We start from the raw sequence: 18,091 nt of genomic DNA, 5'->3' as shown, positions 1-18,091 counted from the left end.
AAACATTTGTAAGGAACAATGAAACACAGTATTACTAATACCACGACCACAGTAACCGGCACAAGTTGACGGCAGGGATGGTATTATATGATATATAAATAGAAGACCTTCCCAAAACGGAAGGTCTTTTTTTATGCAGTAAAAAGAAATTAAACGATGAACCATCAAATAAGATAATCATGGAAGTTCTAAAGTTTGGGGGGACTTCTGTCGCCAATGCAGAAAATATAAAAAAGGTCATAGCTATTCTTGAAGCTAAAAGCAAGAATAGTAATCTAGTTGTTGTGGTTTCCGCCCTAGGAGGTGTTACCGACGTACTTCTCGAAGTGGGTGAAAAGGCAAATGCAAAAGACGATGATTATAATGCAGTGCTAAAGCAAATAAAAGACCGACATTTACGCACCGCAAATGAATTGGGGTTAACCTATGATGCTCTGGAGCAACTGCAGCAATTGCTTCAAGAATTAACCAGCATCGTTCAAGGAATCTACCTTATCAATGAGTTCTCCGATAAAACCAAGGATAAAGTGCTTGGCTTTGGGGAAGTGCTTTCCTCATTCATGATAGCAGAAGCGCTGAAAGTCAAGGTCACTGATTCGAAATTAAAGGACAGTCGCGAATTGATTGTAACCGATTCCAACCATACACAAGCCACTGTAATTTCGGATAGTACAACTAAGAATATTCGTGACTATTTTAATAATAATAACACCAAAGTTACGCTCATGCCAGGTTTCGTTTCCCGAAATGAGGAAGGGGAGGCCACAACTTTGGGTAGGGGAGGTTCAGATTATACCGCTGCTATAATTGCCGGAGCATTACAAGCCTCCGTATTGGAAATTTGGACAGATGTTAGCGGAATGTTTACAGCAAATCCGAAATGGGTTAGACAAGCGTTCCCCATTGAAAAGTTGTCCTATCAGGAAGCTATGGAACTTTCCCACTTTGGGGCTAAAGTGTTGTATCCACCTACGATTCGCCCAGTTCTGGAACGGCGTATACCCATTGTAATTAAAAATACTTTTGATCCCGAGGCTAGTGGTACGTTTATCCATGAACAGACCCAGACCGACAACGGACCTGTGAAAGGAATAAGTCACCTGCCGGATATCGCCTTGCTTACCCTCGAAGGAAATGGAATGGTAGGCATTCCAGGTATCTCAAGGCGCTTGTTTGAAGCATTATCATCGGCAAAAGTAAATGTAATCATGATTACGCAGGCATCTTCAGAACACTCGATTTGCCTGGGGGTAAAGAGTGAGGATGTACAGGCTGCAGTGCAGGTCATTGATTCCGAATTTGCGTTTGAAATATCATTGGGAACGGTAGATCCGGTTATTTCCGAAGTGGATCATGCCATCATCTCCGTAGTGGGAGATGGGTTAAAAAGCTATCAGGGCGTAAGTGGAAAGATGTTTAGTGCTTTGGGGAAGAACAACGTAAATATAAGGGCCATTGCCCAAGGAGCTTCAGAACGGAATATTTCGGCAGTGATCGCTCAAAAGGATGTAAAAAAAGCCTTGAATACACTTCATTATCGCTTCTTCGAACGACAAGTCCAGACGTTAAACCTGTTCATTGTAGGCGTTGGAAATGTAGGACATCGTTTGTTGGCACAAATCAAACAACAACAGGAATATTTGTACGAAAATTTATTTTTGAACCTTCGTGTGGCTGGGTTGAGCAACTCTAGGAAAATGATCTTTAATGAAGATGGAATTGACCTTTCAAATTGGGATTCCACATTGGATCAAGGGGAACCCAAAAATGAAAAAGCTTGGCAAACCAGAATCAAGGAGCTCAATTTAAGAAACAGTGTTTTTGTTGATATAACAGCCAATGCCGAAGTAGCCGGAAGTTATGATTTCTATTTAAAAGAAAGCATTGCCATTGTTGCCTGCAATAAGATTGCTTGTTCCTCAGAATATGCCAAATACAAAGAATTGAAGATGTTATCCAGAAAGTATAATGCTCCTTTCCTTTTTGAGACCAATGTTGGTGCAGGATTACCCATAATCAATACTTTGAAGAATCTTATCAATTCGGGTGATGCAATTACCTCTATACAAGCTGTACTTTCTGGAAGCCTTAATTTTGTATTCAATAACTTTTCATCTCAAACTACTTTTTATGAGGTGGTGAAGCAGGCACAGGAAGAAGGCTATACAGAACCTGACCCGAGAATTGATTTAAGCGGAGTGGATGTGGCCAGAAAAATACTGATCTTGGCTCGCGAAAGTGGAAACCAAGTCGATATGGAAGACATACAGAATGTGTCCTTTCTGCCCAAGGCATCTCAGGAAGCAGATACGGTTCAGGATTTCTATGAAACCTTGAAAACAGAAGCCAAGCATTTTGATGCCCTATTTGAAAAGGCAGACAGCGCGGGAAAACGATTAAAGTACGTAGCCCAATTTACGGACGGGAAAGCCTCAGTTGGGTTGCAGGAAGTAGCTCATGACAGCCCATTCTATAATTTGGATGGCAAGGATAATATTGTGCTTTTTTATACCGAACGATATGCGGATCAGCCACTTATCATAAAGGGAGCCGGAGCTGGTGCCGATGTTACAGCTTCTGGATTATTTGGTGATATAATTAGTTTAGGAAAGAAATAGGATGGATAGATTACACATATTTTCTCCAGCGACGGTGGCCAATGTTTCCTGTGGATTCGATGCCATGGGATTCGCCTTAGAACATTTGGGAGACGAGATGACCTTTCAGAAAATTCCAGAAAAAAGGAAAGTTACCATCACTAAGATAGAAGGAGCTAAATTACCGTACGATACCGAAAGAAATGCAGCCGGATTTGTTGCACAGAAAATGCTCGAAGATGCTAAGGTGGATTTTGGATTGGAAATAGAAATCGTAAAGAAATACAAACCCGGAAGTGGTCTTGGTAGTAGTGCAGCTAGCAGTGCGGGATCGGCTTTTGCAGTGAACCAGTTTTTGCATGAACCTTTTTCACAATTGGAATTGGTAAAGTATGCCATGTTAGGTGAGGAAGTGGCTTGTGGCGCTCAAATTGCAGATAATGTGTCGGCAGCCCTTTATGGCGGCTTTGTTTTGATACGTAGTTATGATCCGTTGGAAATTGTTTCCATTCCTACCCCAAAGGATTTGTTTGTTACCGTTTTGCATCCGCAAATTGAATTAAAAACCGAAGATGGCCGTAATGTACTTCCCAAAAAAGTACCGTTGACAGATGCAGTTAAACAATGGTCTAACGTTGGAGGGTTAATTAGTGGTTTATATACCAGTGATTATGGACTCATTGGTCGGTCATTGGAAGATATTATCGTAGAGCCTGCCCGTAAATTGTTTATCCCGCATTTCGATCTTGTAAAGGAACGAGCTATTGCCAGTGGAGCCGTTGGCGCAGGAATATCGGGATCGGGACCATCTATTTTTGCCTTGTCCGAAGGAAAAGAACAGGCGCAGAAAACAGCTCATTTTATGGATGAGGTATATAAGAACAAAGGAATTGAGTATAACATCTACGTCTCCAAGATTGGAGATCAGGGAACAAGAATCATTTCAGCATGACCTATTACAGCTTAAATAACAATGCGCCAACGGTATCATTTAGGGAGGCCGTAGTTAATGGATTGGCACCCGATAAGGGGTTGTATTTTCCTTCAAAAATAACACCATTACCAGATGTTTTTTTTGAAACTATAGAAGAATTGGATAATGCAACCATTGCATTCGAAGCTATTAAGCAATTTGTTGGAAATGACATTCCTCACTCGGATCTTAAAGGTATTGTTAGGGAAGTTCTTTCTTTCGATTTTCCTTTAATCGAAGTAGAAAATGGAGTTTATGCCCTAGAGTTGTACCATGGCCCCACACTTGCCTTTAAAGATGTGGGGGCACGATTTATGGCGCGCTGTCTTGGATACTTCAACCAGAAAAAGAAGACCCAAGAGAATGTGACTGTTTTGGTTGCTACGTCCGGAGATACTGGTGGCGCTGTAGCTAGTGGGTTTTACGAAGTGGATGGCGTAGACGTAGTCATTCTATATCCTAGTGGTAAAGTGAGCGATATTCAGGAGAAGCAATTAACCACTTTGGGAAAGAATATATCGGCTATTGAGGTCGATGGCACTTTTGATGATTGCCAAGCGATGGTAAAAAAGGCATTTATGGATCAGGACTTTCAAGGTAAGCGCACCCTTACATCTGCCAATTCAATAAATGTCGCAAGATGGCTCCCTCAGATGTTCTATTACTTTTTTGCTTACAAAACGTTGAAAACCCATGACAAGGATATTGTTTTTTCCGTACCCAGCGGAAACTTTGGAAATATCTGTGCGGGAATGATGGCTGAGCAATTGGGGCTACCGGTCCATCACTTTGTAACAGGAACGAATGCAAATAATATAGTTCCCAACTATCTGCGATCCGGGGATTATATAACGAAACCTTCAGTAGCCACCATTTCGAATGCAATGGATGTGGGAGCTCCGAGTAACTTTGTTCGAATACAGGAGATATATAATGATAATCTTACCGAATTGAAGGGTCATCTTTCTGGATATAGTTATTCAGATGATGAAAACAGGGAGGCGATGCAATTCCTTTTTAAGAATTACAAATATATTGCAGACCCACATGGTGCCATAGGTTACTTAGCTTTAAAAGAACATTTGGGCCATACCAATAATACGCTAGGGGTCTTTTTGGAAACTGCTCATCCTGTGAAGTTTTTGGATGTTATTCCAGAAAATATAGCCAAGGATATTAGATTACCCAATGCAATTGAAGCCTTGCTTCATAAAGAAAAAAAGGCCGAGAAACTCTCGACCTATCAACAATTAAAAAGTTGGCTGTTATCAGACTAACCTATTATTTTTTTGGAAAACCTTCCCAAGATCACTTAATAGTTAAATGATGGTGGATTGTCCTAAATGGATGTTCATGAAGTTTAGATTTGAATCTTCAGGGTTCAAAAGAAAATCTTCAATAAAATCTCCTACACGTTCTGTAGTAATATTTACATTTTGAGGGTTCAGGTCTGGAGTGGTAATATCTAATTCCAATGCCTTTTCTACGGCCTGTGTAATAGCATTGGCTTCTTCATGAAGACCAAAGTGCTCCAAGAGCATTCCAGCGCTTAAAATGGAAGCAATGGGGTTGGCAATGCCCTTCCCGGCACCTTGAGGAAAGGAACCATGAATGGGTTCGAACAGACCGATCTCCCCTCCAATTGAAGCAGATGCCAATAGGCCAATGGAACCGCCAATAACACTAGCTTCATCGCTAATAATATCTCCAAACATGTTTTCGGTAAGGATTACGTCGAACTGCTTTGGATTTAAAATTAGTTGCATGGCCGCATTATCCACAAAAAGGAAGTCCAATTCCACATCCGGATAGTGGGTTCCTATTTCGGTAACCACCTTACGCCAAAGACGTGAGCTTTCCAGCACATTGGCTTTATCCACCAAAGTTACTTTCTTCTTGCGGCTTTGTGCTGCTTTGAAGGCAAGGTGCGTGATACGCTCAATTTCTTCACGGGTATACAAACAAAGATCGGAAGCTTCTGTTCCTTCCTTGTTCATCTTTTTCTCGCCAAAGTATATACCGCCTGTTAACTCACGGTATATACTGATATCGGTTCCCTTGATGTTCTCAACTTTAAGGGGTGATTTATCCAATAAAGTGCCATAGGCTTTTACTGGGCGAATGTTGGCAAAAAGTCCTAATTCTTTACGCAGTTTCAATAAACCCTGTTCTGGACGAACGGGAGCTGAGGGATCGTTGTCATACTTAGGGTCTCCAATCGCACCAAATAAAATAGCGTCACTCGCTTTGCATAGTGCTAAGGTTTCATCCGGAAGGGGAGCCCCTTTTTCATCTATCGCAATGGCTCCAACGGCAGCGGTTTTGAAAACAAACTCATGGTCAAAAGACATCGCTATTGCCTTCATGGCCTTTATGGCTTGCTGGGTGACCTCTGGACCAATGCCATCTCCTGGCAATACTGCTATATTTAATTTCATACTTTTCTTTTAATGATTTTATATCCTTTCGGTTTCAAATGCTCTAATGTTTTCTAATTTGCTCATTAGGAAATCGATATCGTCGTATCCATTCAACAAACACGTTTTTTTATAGGGATCAATCTCAAAAGTTTCCTCCAAATCATCTTCAATGGAAATGACTTGTGCCTTAAGATCTACTTGAATGATGGTTTCGGGATTTCGCTTAACAATGGTGAACAGCTCTTGAAGAAATTCTTCAGAAACTTGAATCGGTACTAGTCCATTGTTTAGGGCATTGCCTTTAAAAATATCTGCAAAAAAACTTGAAACCACTACTTTAAATCCATAACCTACCAAAGCCCAAGCCGCATGTTCCCTACTGGAGCCGCATCCAAAGTTGGTGCCCGCGATTAAAATACATCCCGAATAGCTTGTATTGTTTAGCACGAAGCTTTCATTAGGGTTTCCATCTTTATCGAAACGCCAATCCTTAAATACATTGTCACCAAATCCTTTTTTGTCAGTAGCTTTTAGGAAACGCGCAGGAATGATCTGATCGGTATCCACATTTTCTATCTCCAATGGGATGGCTGTTGAATGCAATCTGTTGAATTTTTCCATTAGTTCAATTGATTTGTAACGTCAATAATTTTTCCTTCAATTGCCGTTGCTGCAGCTACCAAAGGACTGGCCAATATGGTTCGTGCGCCTTGTCCTTGGCGTCCTTCAAAATTTCTGTTCGAGGTAGATACGCAATATTCTCCCGAAGGAATTTTGTCGTCATTCATGGCGAGACAAGCAGAGCAACCTGGTTGACGCAATCGAAATCCGGCCGCTTCAAAAATATCCCGTAATCCTTCATCTATAATTTGGGCCTCCACCTGCTTACTCCCAGGGACCAGCCATGCAGTTACGTTTTCAGCTTTCTGTTTGCCTTTCACATATGAGGCCGCAACCCGAAAGTCTTCAATCCTTGAGTTGGTGCAACTTCCTATGAATACATAATTAATAGGGGTGTCCAAAAGTTGACCCCCTGCTTCAAACCCCATATAGGCTAAGGATTTCTGAAACGAAGTATCTTCTTGTTGAGGTATATGACCATTAATCTTGATTCCCATACCGGGGTTGGTGCCATATGTAATCATGGGTTCAATATCCTGGGCTTCGAAGACATACTCCTTATCAAAAGTGGCTCCTTCATCTGTTTTCAATGTCTTCCAATAGGCCACTTTCTTATCGAATTCGGCACCTTTGGGTGCAAATTTGCGACCATTTACATAGTCGAAAGTGGTTTCGTCTGGAGCAATCATACCGCCACGTGCTCCCATTTCAATACTCATATTGCACACCGTCATACGACCTTCCATGCTCATGTTTTCGAACACTTCCCCTGCGTATTCGCAAAAATAACCAGTTCCTGAGTTAGTGCCTATTTGTGAAATTATATAGAGGATTACGTCTTTGGGAAGCACCCCATTTTTTAAGGTGCCATGAACCGTTACCCGCATTTTTTTGGGCTTTTTAAGCAGTAACGACTGACTCGCAAATACCTGTGCTACTTGGCTGGTACCAATTCCGAAGGCAATACTGCCAAAAGCCCCATGGGTTGAGGTATGACTATCGCCACAAACCATGGTCATACCAGGTTGGGTAATGCCCAATTCGGGAGCCATAACGTGAACGATTCCATTGTATTGATGGCCTAATTCGTATAGCGTAATCCCGTTCTTTTTACAGTTTTTGGATAATTGTTCTAACTGGTGGCGTGATAAAGGATCCTTAATGGGCTTATCCTGATGTATCGTCGGTGTATTGTGATCGGCTGTAGCAACAATTTGATTTGGACGAAATATAGGAATGTTCCGGTCTTCCAGGGCTTGAAATGCCTGTGGACTCGTTACCTCGTGAATAAGGTGTTGATCTATATAAAGAATTTGGGGCCCATTTTCAATGGTATCCACCACATGGGCATCCCAAACTTTGTCGAATAGTGTCTTTTTCATGGTTTGCGGATCTCTGTACTACTAAGCACTAAGCTCTTGGTATATGTTTGATGTTTCAATGATCTCATGAATATCGTTATCCTCGATTTCCTTTTTTCTATCAGCAAAACTTAAAAAATTGTCGTACACTTCGTCTAGTTGAAGCTTTGTTAGCTCATAGCCTACTTTTCTAGCACGGTACGCCAATGCAGCACGTCCACTACGGGCGGTTAATACAATAGCAGACTCGGTTACTCCAACACTTTTTGGGTCAATAATTTCATAGGTTTCCCTGTTCTTAATTACCCCATCCTGATGTATTCCCGAACTATGGGCAAAGGCATTAGATCCTACAATGGCCTTATTGGGCTGTGTATATATCCCCATATGTCTGGAAACCATTTGACTGGTTTCGTATAGCAATGGTGTTTGTACGTGGGTGTGCAAATCTAAGTATGGATGCTGCTTAAGGATCATGACTACTTCTTCTAAAGCCGTATTACCAGCTCGTTCCCCGATTCCATTTATAGTGCATTCAATTTGTCTAGCCCCATTTATGACTCCTTCAATAGAATTGGCAGTGGCTAAGCCCAAATCGTTATGGCAATGGCAGGAAAGAATGGCCTTCTCTATGCCATTTACATTTTCTTTCAGGTATTTAATTTTCGCACCATATTCACTGGGAAGACAATATCCTGTGGTATCTGGAATATTAAGTACCGTAGCACCAGCTTTTATGGCAGCCTCACAAACTTGAGCTAGATAGTCATTATCTGTACGTCCCGCATCTTCTGCATAAAATTCAACGTCCTCCACGAAGGATTTGGCATAGCGAACTGCTTCATACGCTCTGGTTATTATTTCTTCACGAGTTGCCTTGAACTTGTGCTTTATATGTGAATCGGAAGTACCTATCCCCGTATGGATTCTTGGTTTTTTTGCACTTTTCAGTGCTTCTGCAGCAGTTTCAATGTCTTTCTTAACCGCTCGGGTAAGGCCACAAACAGTGGCATTTTGTACCACTTCGGAAACGGCCTGCACACTTTTAAAATCGCCCGGACTCGAAATTGGAAATCCTGCTTCTATTACATCTACGCCAAGCAAATCTAACTGTTTAGCAATGATGATTTTTTGATCGGTATTCAATTTACAACCGGGAACTTGTTCCCCGTCACGAAGTGTTGTATCAAAAATTTGAATTTGTTGTTGCGACATTTTTGAAGGATTAATTTTCTATTTGTAATACGAATTTATATTTTGGATTGCTGAAGACGGGATTTTTACGGTTTCGGTTTACGGTGTTAAAAACACTTCTTAATTTTGTAAACAACTGAAAACAAATTAATTACAACATAAAGTTTTGCTATGCCCAAAACCCAAAAAGATAATTTGTTCGATCTGGTGAAATCGCTATCCAAATCCGAAAAACGACAATTTAAACTGTATGTGGGGCGATTGGGTGTAAATGAAGATGCCAAGTTCATGCAGCTTTTTCAAATTTTGGAAAAGCAATCTGCCTACAATGAAACCCAGATTTTAAAGGGAGGCACCATTACCAAAAATCAGCTTTCCAACATAAAGGCACATTTGTACAAACAAATTTTGGTGAGCCTTCGGTTAAACCCATCTCACCAGAATGTGCGAATTCAACTTAGAGAGCAGTTGGATTTTGCCACTATTTTATATCATAAAGGGTTGTATAACCAAAGCCTCAAGATTTTGGATCGAGCAAAAAGCAGTGCGCTTCAAAATGAAGAAAAGAACATTGCTTACGAGATCATTGAATTGGAAAAGGTAATAGAATCTCAGTATATCACCCGAAGTATTAGCAATAGGGCCGACGAACTCACTGTTGAGGCCAAGGACATTAGCCGTCTAAATGTGATCGCCAGTAAATTGAGCAATTTGTCCCTTCAGTTGTATGGGATATTCTTGAAAAAGGGATACGTAAAGAATGATGAGGAGTATCAGATAATCACCAATTACTTTCACGATCGCATGCCCAAATTGGAGGATGAAAAATTAGGGTTTCGTGAAAGATTATGGCTTAACAAAGCATATCTGTGGTATAGTTTTTTAATTCAGGATTTTAAGTCGTGCTACAAATATGCGCTGAAATGGACCGATCTTTTCCATGAACAACCTGGTATGATTACTTTGAACCCAGTGTTCTATTTACGAGGTATGCAATACTTGCTCGAAGCACTTTTTTATATCAAAGATATAGGACGTTTTAAGGAAGCTCTTGAAAAAATGGAAGGTACGGTCGCCTTAGGAACCTTTCCAAAAAGTGAGAACATTGAGAGTCTTATTTTCTTGCATATATACTCCCATAAAATAAACCTTCATTTCATGGAGGGAAGGTTCGAAGAAGGACTACCATTGGTTAAGGAAGTACTTGCTGGGATAGAGGAACACAAAGAGACCATAGACGAACACCATATCATGATCTTGTACTATAAGATTGGGTGTCTGTATTTTGGTGCGGGACGCAATAGGATGTGTATAGAATACCTTCAGAAAATTATCGAGAATAAATCATTGCAAATGCGGGAGGATTTGTTGTGTTTTTCGAGGATCCTAAACTTGGTTGCCCATTATGAAGCGGGCGATGATTATCATTTGGAGCGATTAATAAAGAGCACCTACAAATTCTTGATAAAGATGGAAGATCTCTATCAGGTTCAGAAGGAAATGATCCGATTTTTAAAAGGCCTTGGTGATATTTATCCTCATCAATTGAAAGGTGAATTCCAAAAATTATATGATCAATTGAAGCAGTACGAAGACGATCCCTATGAGCGCCGAAGCTTCTTGTACCTTGATATTCTGTCATGGTTGGAAAGCCATATTACCGGCAAGTCCATTTCCGAAATTATTCGTAAAAAAGCGGGGGCGATAAAATAAAATTTCAAAAATTATTTGGAGAATTCAATTTTGTGTTGCAATCTTTGTACTCACAAAGTTCAAATCTTTATTGAAATGTTATCAAGAAAGGTGGAGGGAATAGACCCGATGAAACCTTAGCAACCCTTCGTTCTATACGGAGAAGGTGCTACATTCTACAACAGAGCAATCTGGAGATAGATAACGATCCACTTATTTCCCTCGGAAATAAGATGGCAAATTCTTAATAACATTTTTCTATAGAAGTACGTCCAAGGACGCATTTTGACTTTTTGGTTTAATCAATTTATTAACTCAAAAAATTAGAAAAATGAGTGCAACAAAAATTATTCATTCAATTCCCAGTGACCCACTAACCGGAGCCATAAGTGTTCCTGTGTATCAAACATCCACTTTTATTCAAGAAGCCCCAGGGGTAAATAAAGGGTTCGACTATGCCAGAAGCAATAACCCGACCCGAGCGGCTTTAGAGAAAGTGGTAGCCCAATTAGAAGGTGGGCATGGGGCCTTTGCCTTCGCTACAGGTCTTGCAGCTATCGATGCCGTTCTAAAACAATTGTCTGTTGGTGATGAAATTGTCGCTGTAGATGATATCTATGGAGGCGCTTACCGCTTATTTACGTATGTGTACGAAAAACTCGGAATATCCATAAAGTATGTTGATACCACCGATGTGGAAAATGTAGCCAATGCAGTGAGTAGCAATACCAAATTTATCTGGATTGAATCCCCAACCAATCCTACGCTAAAAGTCTCGGATATAGCTGCCATTTCTGAAATTGCCAAGAGTGTGAATGCACTTTTGGTGGTGGATAATACTTTTGCGAGTCCCATTGCACAGCAACCAATTTCATTGGGTGCGGATATTGTAATTCATAGCGGGACCAAATACATTGGAGGTCATAGTGATTTGGTGGCTGGATTGGTGGTTACCAAAACCGCTGAGCTTTCGGAAAAGATCAAGTTCATTCAGAATGCATCCGGTGGAATTTTAGGGCCATGGGATTGCTTTCTTACCATTCGAGGTATAGAAACACTTGAAATTAGATACAAACGACAGTGCGAAAATGCGCAGAAAGTTGCCGAATATTTACTGCAGCACGATGCCGTAGGGGAAGTATATTTTCCAGGATTGGTTTCGCATAAGAACCATGAAATTGCGAAACGCCAGCAAAATGGTTGGTTTGGCGGTATTGTGTCCTTTACCTTAAAGGAGGATACGGTAGAAGCGGCCAATACGTTTGTTACTTCTACCGAATATTTCAAATTGGCTGAAAGTTTGGGCGGGGTAAAAAGTTTGCTCTGCCATCCACCACAAATGACCCATGCCTCTGTGCCTGGGGAAAAGCGATTGCAAGCAGGAATCAAGGATTCCCTTATTCGTTTATCCTGCGGGATAGAAGAGGCCAATGACCTTATTTATGATCTCGAGAATGCTTTTGAGGTTGCCAATTCACGCAAACATGTACAACTCGTTTAATTCAGGATCATTATGAGCGCACATATAGAAACTCAGGTCCAAACAAAAATCGACCTTAAACAGATTAAGAAAAAGAAAATAAACATTGCCATTTTTGGTCATGGTAACGTAGGAGGGAAACTAGTGGACCAGATAATACAGGAAAAGACAGAAATTTCAAGAAGAAGAAATCTGGACATCAACATATTTGCTGTGGCCAATTCAACGACTGTATTACTAAATAAAGATGGTGTTTCCCCTCAATGGAAATATGATAAATTAGAACAGGGCGAGGAGTATCCCATCTCTAAAATTATCAACTTTGCACAAGAATTTGGCTTGAAAAACCTTATTGCTATAGATAATACGGCGAGTAAGGATTTTGTGGAAAATTACCCCTTATTGGTACAGAATGGGTTTCACTTGGTATCTTCAAATAAAATTGGCAATACAAAATCCTTGGATTTTTATCAGAATCTACGCCAGGAGTTAAAAAGATACGACAGGGAATATCTATATGAAACCAATGTTGGTGCAGGATTACCTCTTATAGACACTATAAAGCTTCTCCATCTTTCAGGTGAGAATATCACGCGAATAAAAGGGGTGTTTTCTGGCTCTCTCAGCTATATTTTTAATATCTTTTCCGATAGCGAACTATCCTTCAGCAAAGTATTGCGAAGTGCTATAGCCAATGGACTTACGGAGCCGGATCCAAGAGAAGATCTTTGTGGTAACGATGTGGGAAGAAAATTGCTAATTTTGGCTCGTGAATTGGATCTTTACAATGAATTTGAAGATGTGACCATTCAAAATCTAATTCCGAAGGAACTAAGAAAGGTTACAAAAGAAGATTTTCTGGAGCATATTTCCGAATTGGATGTTCCTTTTCACATAAAGAAAAAGAACCAAGCCAAAGATCATGTGTTACGTTATGTAGGTGATTTGCACGGAGATTTATCTGAAGAAAAGGGTGCCAAATTAGATGTACAATTGGTTTCGGTTCCAAAAAATTCGGTGCTGGGACAATTAAAAGGGAGTGACTCCCTTTTCGAAATTTATACCGAGAATTATGGCTCCAGTCCCATTGTGATTCAGGGAGCAGGAGCTGGTGCTCAGGTGACAGCGAGGGGTGTTTTTGGTGATATATTGCGATTAAGTGAAAAATTAAATTAGTTTAGAATATATGGGAAATGTGGCGATTATTGGTTGTGGAAACCTTGGTAAATCCATTCTTAACGGACTGTTGGAAGGCAACTCCTTTGCACCAGAACAAATAATTGCAACCAAACGAAATTTGAAGGGTTTGGAGAACTTTGAAGAAAGTGGAATTACAATTACTTCAGACAATGCCTATGCAATTACCAACTCTAAGGTAGTGGTACTTGCATTGAAGCCTCACCAAATGCTCCCTTTTCTAAATGAATTTGAAAACACTTTTACCAAGGATCACATTGTTATTTCCCTAGCTACTGGAATTACCATTGCTCAATTGGAATCAGGGCTTAAAAACCCCGGTACTGTGGTTAGGGCCATGCCAAATACTGCAACGACTATTTTGGAGTCAATTACATGTATTTGTATGAACAATGAGGATGAGGGGCATCGACAATGGGTCTCCAAAATATTCGATGAATTAGGGGAAACGGTATTTATTAATGAAGATTTAATGGAATCTGCTACCGTATTGGGAGCCTGCGGAATTGCATTTGTGCTTCGGTTTATGAGGGCCATGGTGCAAGGTGGGATTCAAATTGGTTTCAGTGCCGATATAGCAGGTAAAATTGTTAATCAGACGGTAAAAGGAGCTGCGGAATTGTTGATGCAGAATGGAGAGCACCCCGAATTTGAAATTGATAAGGTAACCACGCCCAGGGGATGTACCATAGCGGGTTTAAATGAAATGGAACACAATGGATTTAGCTCTGCCCTCATAAAAGGGATTGTAGCTTCCTATGAGAAAATTGAAAAGTAAGTAGATATGAAAATAGTTTTGGATCGTGTAAACAATGATTATTTGTTCGAAGGAAAGGGTAAAACAGGTGTGCCCATCCCAATAGATAATACTTCTGCAGATGGAGCAGCGGGAGCCAGTCCTATGGAGCTCTTGCTAATGGGAGTTGGTGGGTGTAGCGCAATCGATGTAATCGCTATTTTGAAGAAGCAGAAACAAGAAATAACGGGCTATCACATGGAAGTGGAAGGGTTTCGCAAGGAGGTTAGACAGGCCAAGCCATTCGATTCTATCTTGGTTCGGATTTTTCTAGAAGGAACTATAGACCCCATAAAAGCGAAGCGAGCTGCAGCCCTTAGTTTTGACAAGTATTGTTCGGTATCCATTACATTGGAAGGATGTGTAGGGGTTTCTCATGAAATTCTCATAAACGGCGAATCCATTGGGTAGTTTTCCATTATATTTATCAAGTAAATAGAGTATATATGTTATCTCGTAAAACGAAATACGGACTTAAAGCACTAAGTTATCTTGCAAAACAGGACGACGAGAAGCCAGTACAGATTTCTGTGATTTCTGAAGCTGAGAATATTTCCCAAAAGTTTTTGGAAAGTATACTCCTTAGTCTGAGAAAAACGGGTTTCTTAGGCTCTAAAAAAGGAAAAGGGGGAGGGTATTACCTACTTAAGAACCCAAGTGAAATTTCAATAGCCGGGGTATACCGTGTACTGGAAGGGCCTATTGCCATGGTGCCTTGTGTAAGCCTCAATTTTTATGAAAAGTGTCATGACTGTCCTGATGAACACCAATGCAGTGTGCATAAGTTAATGATTCAAGTTCGGGATAACACGCTATCTATCCTTGAAAATACTACACTCAAAGACTTTGTTGCAGAGAATTAATTAGGGAGCTATTGTTTATCTAAAACAAGATCGTATTTTTGTTTAATCTATTAAATCTATAGGATAAATATAATATGAAGCAAATTTCATCGAAGAACATTCAATTATTCAACCAAAACCTTAGGTACGAATCTCCAAGCGATATCATAGCATTTGTCCTCGAAATTTCGAATAGTCCTATTGTTAGTACAAGCTTTGGAGCGTATTCCTCTGCTATATTACATGCCTGTGTTCAAAAGAAACCGGATATTCCTGTTGTTTGGTGCGATACAGGCTATAATACGACAGCGACCTATACTCATGTCCAAAATCTCACCAAGCGTTTTAATCTCAACTTGGACATATTTACTCCAGATGTCACAACAGCTTTTTTGGATCATACGCTAGGAAGGCCTGAATTGGATAATCCTAATCACCAACTCTTTTCCGAAAAAGTGAAACTAGAGCCTTTTCAGAAGGCGCTGAATAAATACCAACCAGATCTTTGGTTTACGAATGTTAGAAAGGGACAAACCGAGTTTCGGGATTCTTTGGATATCTTGAGCTTTTCTGAAAATGGAATACTCAAAGTGAGCCCATTCTACCATTTTAGCGATGCTGCTATACTGGACTATATGGACCAATACAATTTGCCAGTAGAATTCGATTATTACGATCCTGTAAAAGCCCTTGCCCATAGGGAGTGCGGAATTCATTTAGGAAAATAATGCCAGCAGGGTTGCGTATAAAAATTATATGCCGTTACTTTGTCTGCAGTTCATTAATAGATTGATATGTTATCAAGAAAGGTGGAGGGAATAGACCCTGTGAAGCCTTAGCAACCCTTCGTTCTGTGCGGAGAAGGTGCTACATTCTATCCCTAATGGGTATAGATAACACCAACTGATTTTTTCATCTTTCTTGATAGTTTTATAATATGATATAGCTTAACCTATGTCAAAAATTGCTATGAAAGAGAAATTATATAAAGCACTCGAAGAACGTATTTTAATATTGGATGGCGCAATGGGCACCATGCTACAACGGTATGAATTTACCGAAGCGGATTTCCGTGGGGAACGGTTTGTGAATTTTCACAAATCGGTAAAAGGAAATAATGATCTGCTTTCAATTACACAGCCCAAAGCCATTGCCGAAGTACATGCTAAGTACTTTGAGGCTGGAGCGGATATCGTTGAAACAAATACTTTTTCTGGGACTACAATTGCCATGGCCGACTATGATATGGAGGATCTGGTGTATGAACTCAATTATGAAAGTGCCAGAATTGCCAAGGAAGTTGCCACGCAATTTTCAGAAAAGGAGCCGGATAAACCCCGATTTGTAGCAGGTGCCATGGGACCAACGAACAAAACGGCCAGTCTATCTCCAGACGTAAACGATCCAGGATTCAGGGCTATATCATTTGATGATCTTCGAATTGCATATAAACAGCAGGCAGAAGCGCTCTTGGATGGCGGTGCCGATATCCTTTTGGTAGAAACTATTTTCGATACACTCAATGCCAAAGCAGCACTCTTTGCAATTGAGGAAGTTAAAGAGGAACGGGATATCGAAATTCCCATTATGGTAAGCGGTACAATTACCGATGCTTCCGGAAGAACCTTATCTGGGCAGACGGCAGAGGCATTTTTAATTTCTATTTCCCATATTCCCATTGTGAGTGTTGGCTTTAATTGTGCTTTGGGTGCCAAGCAATTAACTCCTCATCTTGAGGTGGTTGCCAATAGAACCCCTTTTGCTATTTCGGCATATCCCAATGCCGGTTTGCCTAATGCTTTTGGGGAATACGATGAGAGTCCGGAACAGATGGCGGCTCAGATCCAGGAGTACCTCGATAAGCAACTTATTAATATCATTGGTGGATGTTGCGGTACGACTCCACCCCATATAAAGGCTATCGCTGAGATGGCAAAAAAGTATAAGCCCAGACCAATAATACAATCCGTGATATGATTCCAACAAAGAGTGACATAGAAGCCGCTTGCAGTCAAATCTGGCCCTTTGCACACAGAACCCCGGTATTGCAATCCACCTTACTTAATGAATTGGTTGGATGCGAGGTGTTCTTTAAATGTGAGAACTTTCAAAAAATGGGGGCCTTCAAAATGCGTGGGGCACTCAATGCAATTGGCAATCTATCACAAACACAAAAAGATGCTGGAGTAGTAACACATTCTTCAGGAAATTTTGGCCAGGCAGTAGCTTTAGCCTCTAAAAACCTTGGGGTGACTGCATATATAGTCATGCCAAAAAATGCTCCGGAAGTGAAGAAAGCTGCAGTAAAGGCATACGGAGGCATTGTTACCGAGTGCGAATCTACATTGGCAGCAAGGGAAACCGCTTCGAAAAATATCCAACAGGAAACAGGTGCTACTTTTCTGCACCCTTCCAATGATATGGATGTAATTCTAGGGAATGCCACTGCCGCAGTCGAATTATTGGATGAACAACCGGAATTGAACATACTTATGACCCCTGTAGGAGGGGGTGGATTAATAGCGGGCACTGCATTGGCCGCCCATTATTATGGGAGTCATTGTAAAGTGATTGGAGGTGAACCGTTCAATGCCGATGACGCCTATCGTTCCCTTAAATCGGGCAAAATAGAAACCAATGAAACCGCAAATACGGTAGCCGATGGATTGCGAACTCATTTGGGAGATAAAAACTTCCCAATTATACAACAATTGGTTTCTGAAATAATTCGGGTGGAGGAAGAAGAAATTATTGTTTCCTTGAAACTCATTTGGGAGCGTCTTAAAATTGTGATAGAACCTTCCTGTGCAGTTCCATTTGCAGCGTTGCTTCGCGAAAAAGAAAAATTCAAAAACCAGAAGATTGGGATCATTCTCTCTGGGGGAAATATTGACGTCAAGAACTTACCTTTTTAAAGG

General features: G+C 40.6%; 16 protein-coding genes and 2 riboswitches. Of the genes, 12 read left to right on the top strand and 4 right to left on the bottom strand.

Annotation, left to right across the window (positions count from 1 at the left end; translation table 11 throughout):
* Window positions 1-179: 179 nt before the first annotated feature.
* The 3 genes from thrA to thrC are packed head-to-tail and all read left to right on the top strand — an operon-like array spanning window position 180 to window position 4,847.
* Window positions 180-2,618, top strand: coding sequence for a bifunctional aspartate kinase/homoserine dehydrogenase I (gene thrA, locus AC6JAD_RS02445; protein ID WP_461302735.1), 2,439 nt, complete (start codon window positions 180-182; stop codon window positions 2,616-2,618).
* A 1-nt stretch (window position 2,619) separates the two neighbouring features.
* Window positions 2,620-3,549, top strand: coding sequence for a homoserine kinase (locus AC6JAD_RS02440; protein WP_461302736.1), 930 nt, complete (start codon window positions 2,620-2,622; stop codon window positions 3,547-3,549).
* Window positions 3,546-4,847: a threonine synthase gene (gene thrC, locus AC6JAD_RS02435; RefSeq protein WP_461302737.1), complete on the top strand. Its 1,302-nt coding sequence runs from the start codon at window positions 3,546-3,548 to the stop codon at window positions 4,845-4,847. The genes AC6JAD_RS02440 and thrC overlap by 4 nt, the downstream gene beginning before the upstream one ends.
* 42 nt (window positions 4,848-4,889) lie before the next feature.
* On the opposite strand, the gene leuB is transcribed toward thrC, so the two are convergent.
* The 4 genes from leuB to AC6JAD_RS02415 are packed head-to-tail and all read right to left on the bottom strand — an operon-like array spanning window position 4,890 to window position 9,187.
* Window positions 4,890-6,008, bottom strand: coding sequence for a 3-isopropylmalate dehydrogenase (gene leuB, locus AC6JAD_RS02430; protein WP_461302738.1), 1,119 nt, complete (start codon window positions 6,006-6,008; stop codon window positions 4,890-4,892).
* Between the two features lie 18 nt (window positions 6,009-6,026).
* Complete coding sequence (gene leuD, locus AC6JAD_RS02425) at window positions 6,027-6,611, bottom strand: 3-isopropylmalate dehydratase small subunit (RefSeq protein WP_461302739.1); 585 nt, start codon at window positions 6,609-6,611, stop codon at window positions 6,027-6,029.
* A complete protein-coding gene (gene leuC, locus AC6JAD_RS02420) occupies window positions 6,611-7,993 on the bottom strand; it encodes a 3-isopropylmalate dehydratase large subunit (RefSeq protein ID WP_461302740.1) in 1,383 nt (460 codons plus the stop codon). The genes leuD and leuC overlap by 1 nt, the downstream gene beginning before the upstream one ends.
* Before the next feature lie 21 nt (window positions 7,994-8,014).
* A complete protein-coding gene (locus AC6JAD_RS02415; protein WP_461302741.1) occupies window positions 8,015-9,187 on the bottom strand; it encodes a 2-isopropylmalate synthase in 1,173 nt (390 codons plus the stop codon).
* A 150-nt stretch (window positions 9,188-9,337) separates the two neighbouring features.
* On the opposite strand from AC6JAD_RS02415, the gene AC6JAD_RS02410 reads away from it, so the two are divergent.
* From AC6JAD_RS02410 to AC6JAD_RS02370, 9 genes are all read left to right on the top strand, one after another.
* Window positions 9,338-10,879, top strand: a complete 1,542-nt coding sequence (locus tag AC6JAD_RS02410; RefSeq protein ID WP_461302742.1) for a hypothetical protein — start codon at window positions 9,338-9,340, stop codon at window positions 10,877-10,879.
* Between the two features lie 75 nt (window positions 10,880-10,954).
* Window positions 10,955-11,066: riboswitch (SAM riboswitch) on the top strand.
* Window positions 11,067-11,189: 123 nt separating this feature from the next.
* Window positions 11,190-12,359 (top strand): trans-sulfuration enzyme family protein, encoded by a 1,170-nt coding sequence (locus tag AC6JAD_RS02405; protein ID WP_461302743.1) that lies wholly within the window; start codon window positions 11,190-11,192, stop codon window positions 12,357-12,359.
* A 12-nt stretch (window positions 12,360-12,371) separates the two neighbouring features.
* Window positions 12,372-13,514 (top strand): homoserine dehydrogenase family protein, encoded by a 1,143-nt coding sequence (locus tag AC6JAD_RS02400; protein WP_461302744.1) that lies wholly within the window; start codon window positions 12,372-12,374, stop codon window positions 13,512-13,514.
* A 10-nt stretch (window positions 13,515-13,524) separates the two neighbouring features.
* Window positions 13,525-14,313: a pyrroline-5-carboxylate reductase gene (proC, locus tag AC6JAD_RS02395; RefSeq protein WP_461302745.1), complete on the top strand. Its 789-nt coding sequence runs from the start codon at window positions 13,525-13,527 to the stop codon at window positions 14,311-14,313.
* A gap of 6 nt (window positions 14,314-14,319) precedes the next feature.
* Window positions 14,320-14,742: an OsmC family protein gene (locus AC6JAD_RS02390; RefSeq protein WP_461302746.1), complete on the top strand. Its 423-nt coding sequence runs from the start codon at window positions 14,320-14,322 to the stop codon at window positions 14,740-14,742.
* A gap of 35 nt (window positions 14,743-14,777) precedes the next feature.
* On the top strand, window positions 14,778-15,194 hold the full coding sequence (locus tag AC6JAD_RS02385; protein ID WP_461302747.1) for an RrF2 family transcriptional regulator: 417 nt from the start codon (window positions 14,778-14,780) through the stop codon (window positions 15,192-15,194).
* A gap of 74 nt (window positions 15,195-15,268) precedes the next feature.
* A complete protein-coding gene (locus AC6JAD_RS02380; protein ID WP_461302748.1) occupies window positions 15,269-15,901 on the top strand; it encodes a phosphoadenosine phosphosulfate reductase domain-containing protein in 633 nt (210 codons plus the stop codon).
* Window positions 15,902-15,967: 66 nt separating this feature from the next.
* A riboswitch (SAM riboswitch) is annotated at window positions 15,968-16,073 on the top strand.
* A gap of 69 nt (window positions 16,074-16,142) precedes the next feature.
* Window positions 16,143-17,150, top strand: coding sequence for a homocysteine S-methyltransferase family protein (locus AC6JAD_RS02375; protein ID WP_461302749.1), 1,008 nt, complete (start codon window positions 16,143-16,145; stop codon window positions 17,148-17,150).
* The gene (locus AC6JAD_RS02370; RefSeq protein WP_461302750.1) at window positions 17,147-18,088 is read left to right on the top strand and encodes a threonine ammonia-lyase; all 942 of its coding nucleotides are present in this window, start codon (window positions 17,147-17,149) and stop codon (window positions 18,086-18,088) included. Before AC6JAD_RS02375 ends, AC6JAD_RS02370 begins: the two co-directional genes overlap by 4 nt.
* Window positions 18,089-18,091 lie beyond the last annotated feature (3 nt).

This window comes from Aureisphaera sp. (genome assembly GCF_059726885.1).
This window is presented reverse-complemented; position numbering and strand designations above follow the sequence as displayed.

Excerpts from the sequence above, each read along its gene's own strand:
- AC6JAD_RS02405 (WP_461302743.1), top strand. The coding sequence starts at position 11,190 with ATGAGTGCAACAAAAATTATTCATTCAATTCCCAGTGACCCACTAACC.
- leuC (WP_461302740.1), bottom strand. The coding sequence starts at position 7,993 with ATGAAAAAGACACTATTCGACAAAGTTTGGGATGCCCATGTGGTGGAT.
- AC6JAD_RS02410 (WP_461302742.1), top strand. The coding sequence starts at position 9,338 with ATGCCCAAAACCCAAAAAGATAATTTGTTCGATCTGGTGAAATCGCTA.
- AC6JAD_RS02375 (WP_461302749.1), top strand. The coding sequence starts at position 16,143 with ATGAAAGAGAAATTATATAAAGCACTCGAAGAACGTATTTTAATATTG.
- proC (WP_461302745.1), top strand. The coding sequence starts at position 13,525 with ATGGGAAATGTGGCGATTATTGGTTGTGGAAACCTTGGTAAATCCATT.
- AC6JAD_RS02415 (WP_461302741.1), bottom strand. The coding sequence starts at position 9,187 with ATGTCGCAACAACAAATTCAAATTTTTGATACAACACTTCGTGACGGG.
- leuB (WP_461302738.1), bottom strand. The coding sequence starts at position 6,008 with ATGAAATTAAATATAGCAGTATTGCCAGGAGATGGCATTGGTCCAGAG.
- AC6JAD_RS02385 (WP_461302747.1), top strand. The coding sequence starts at position 14,778 with ATGTTATCTCGTAAAACGAAATACGGACTTAAAGCACTAAGTTATCTT.
- thrC (WP_461302737.1), top strand. The coding sequence starts at position 3,546 with ATGACCTATTACAGCTTAAATAACAATGCGCCAACGGTATCATTTAGG.
- leuD (WP_461302739.1), bottom strand. The coding sequence starts at position 6,611 with ATGGAAAAATTCAACAGATTGCATTCAACAGCCATCCCATTGGAGATA.
- thrA (WP_461302735.1), top strand. The coding sequence starts at position 180 with ATGGAAGTTCTAAAGTTTGGGGGGACTTCTGTCGCCAATGCAGAAAAT.
- AC6JAD_RS02390 (WP_461302746.1), top strand. The coding sequence starts at position 14,320 with ATGAAAATAGTTTTGGATCGTGTAAACAATGATTATTTGTTCGAAGGA.
- AC6JAD_RS02380 (WP_461302748.1), top strand. The coding sequence starts at position 15,269 with ATGAAGCAAATTTCATCGAAGAACATTCAATTATTCAACCAAAACCTT.
- AC6JAD_RS02400 (WP_461302744.1), top strand. The coding sequence starts at position 12,372 with ATGAGCGCACATATAGAAACTCAGGTCCAAACAAAAATCGACCTTAAA.
- AC6JAD_RS02370 (WP_461302750.1), top strand. The coding sequence starts at position 17,147 with ATGATTCCAACAAAGAGTGACATAGAAGCCGCTTGCAGTCAAATCTGG.
- AC6JAD_RS02440 (WP_461302736.1), top strand. The coding sequence starts at position 2,620 with ATGGATAGATTACACATATTTTCTCCAGCGACGGTGGCCAATGTTTCC.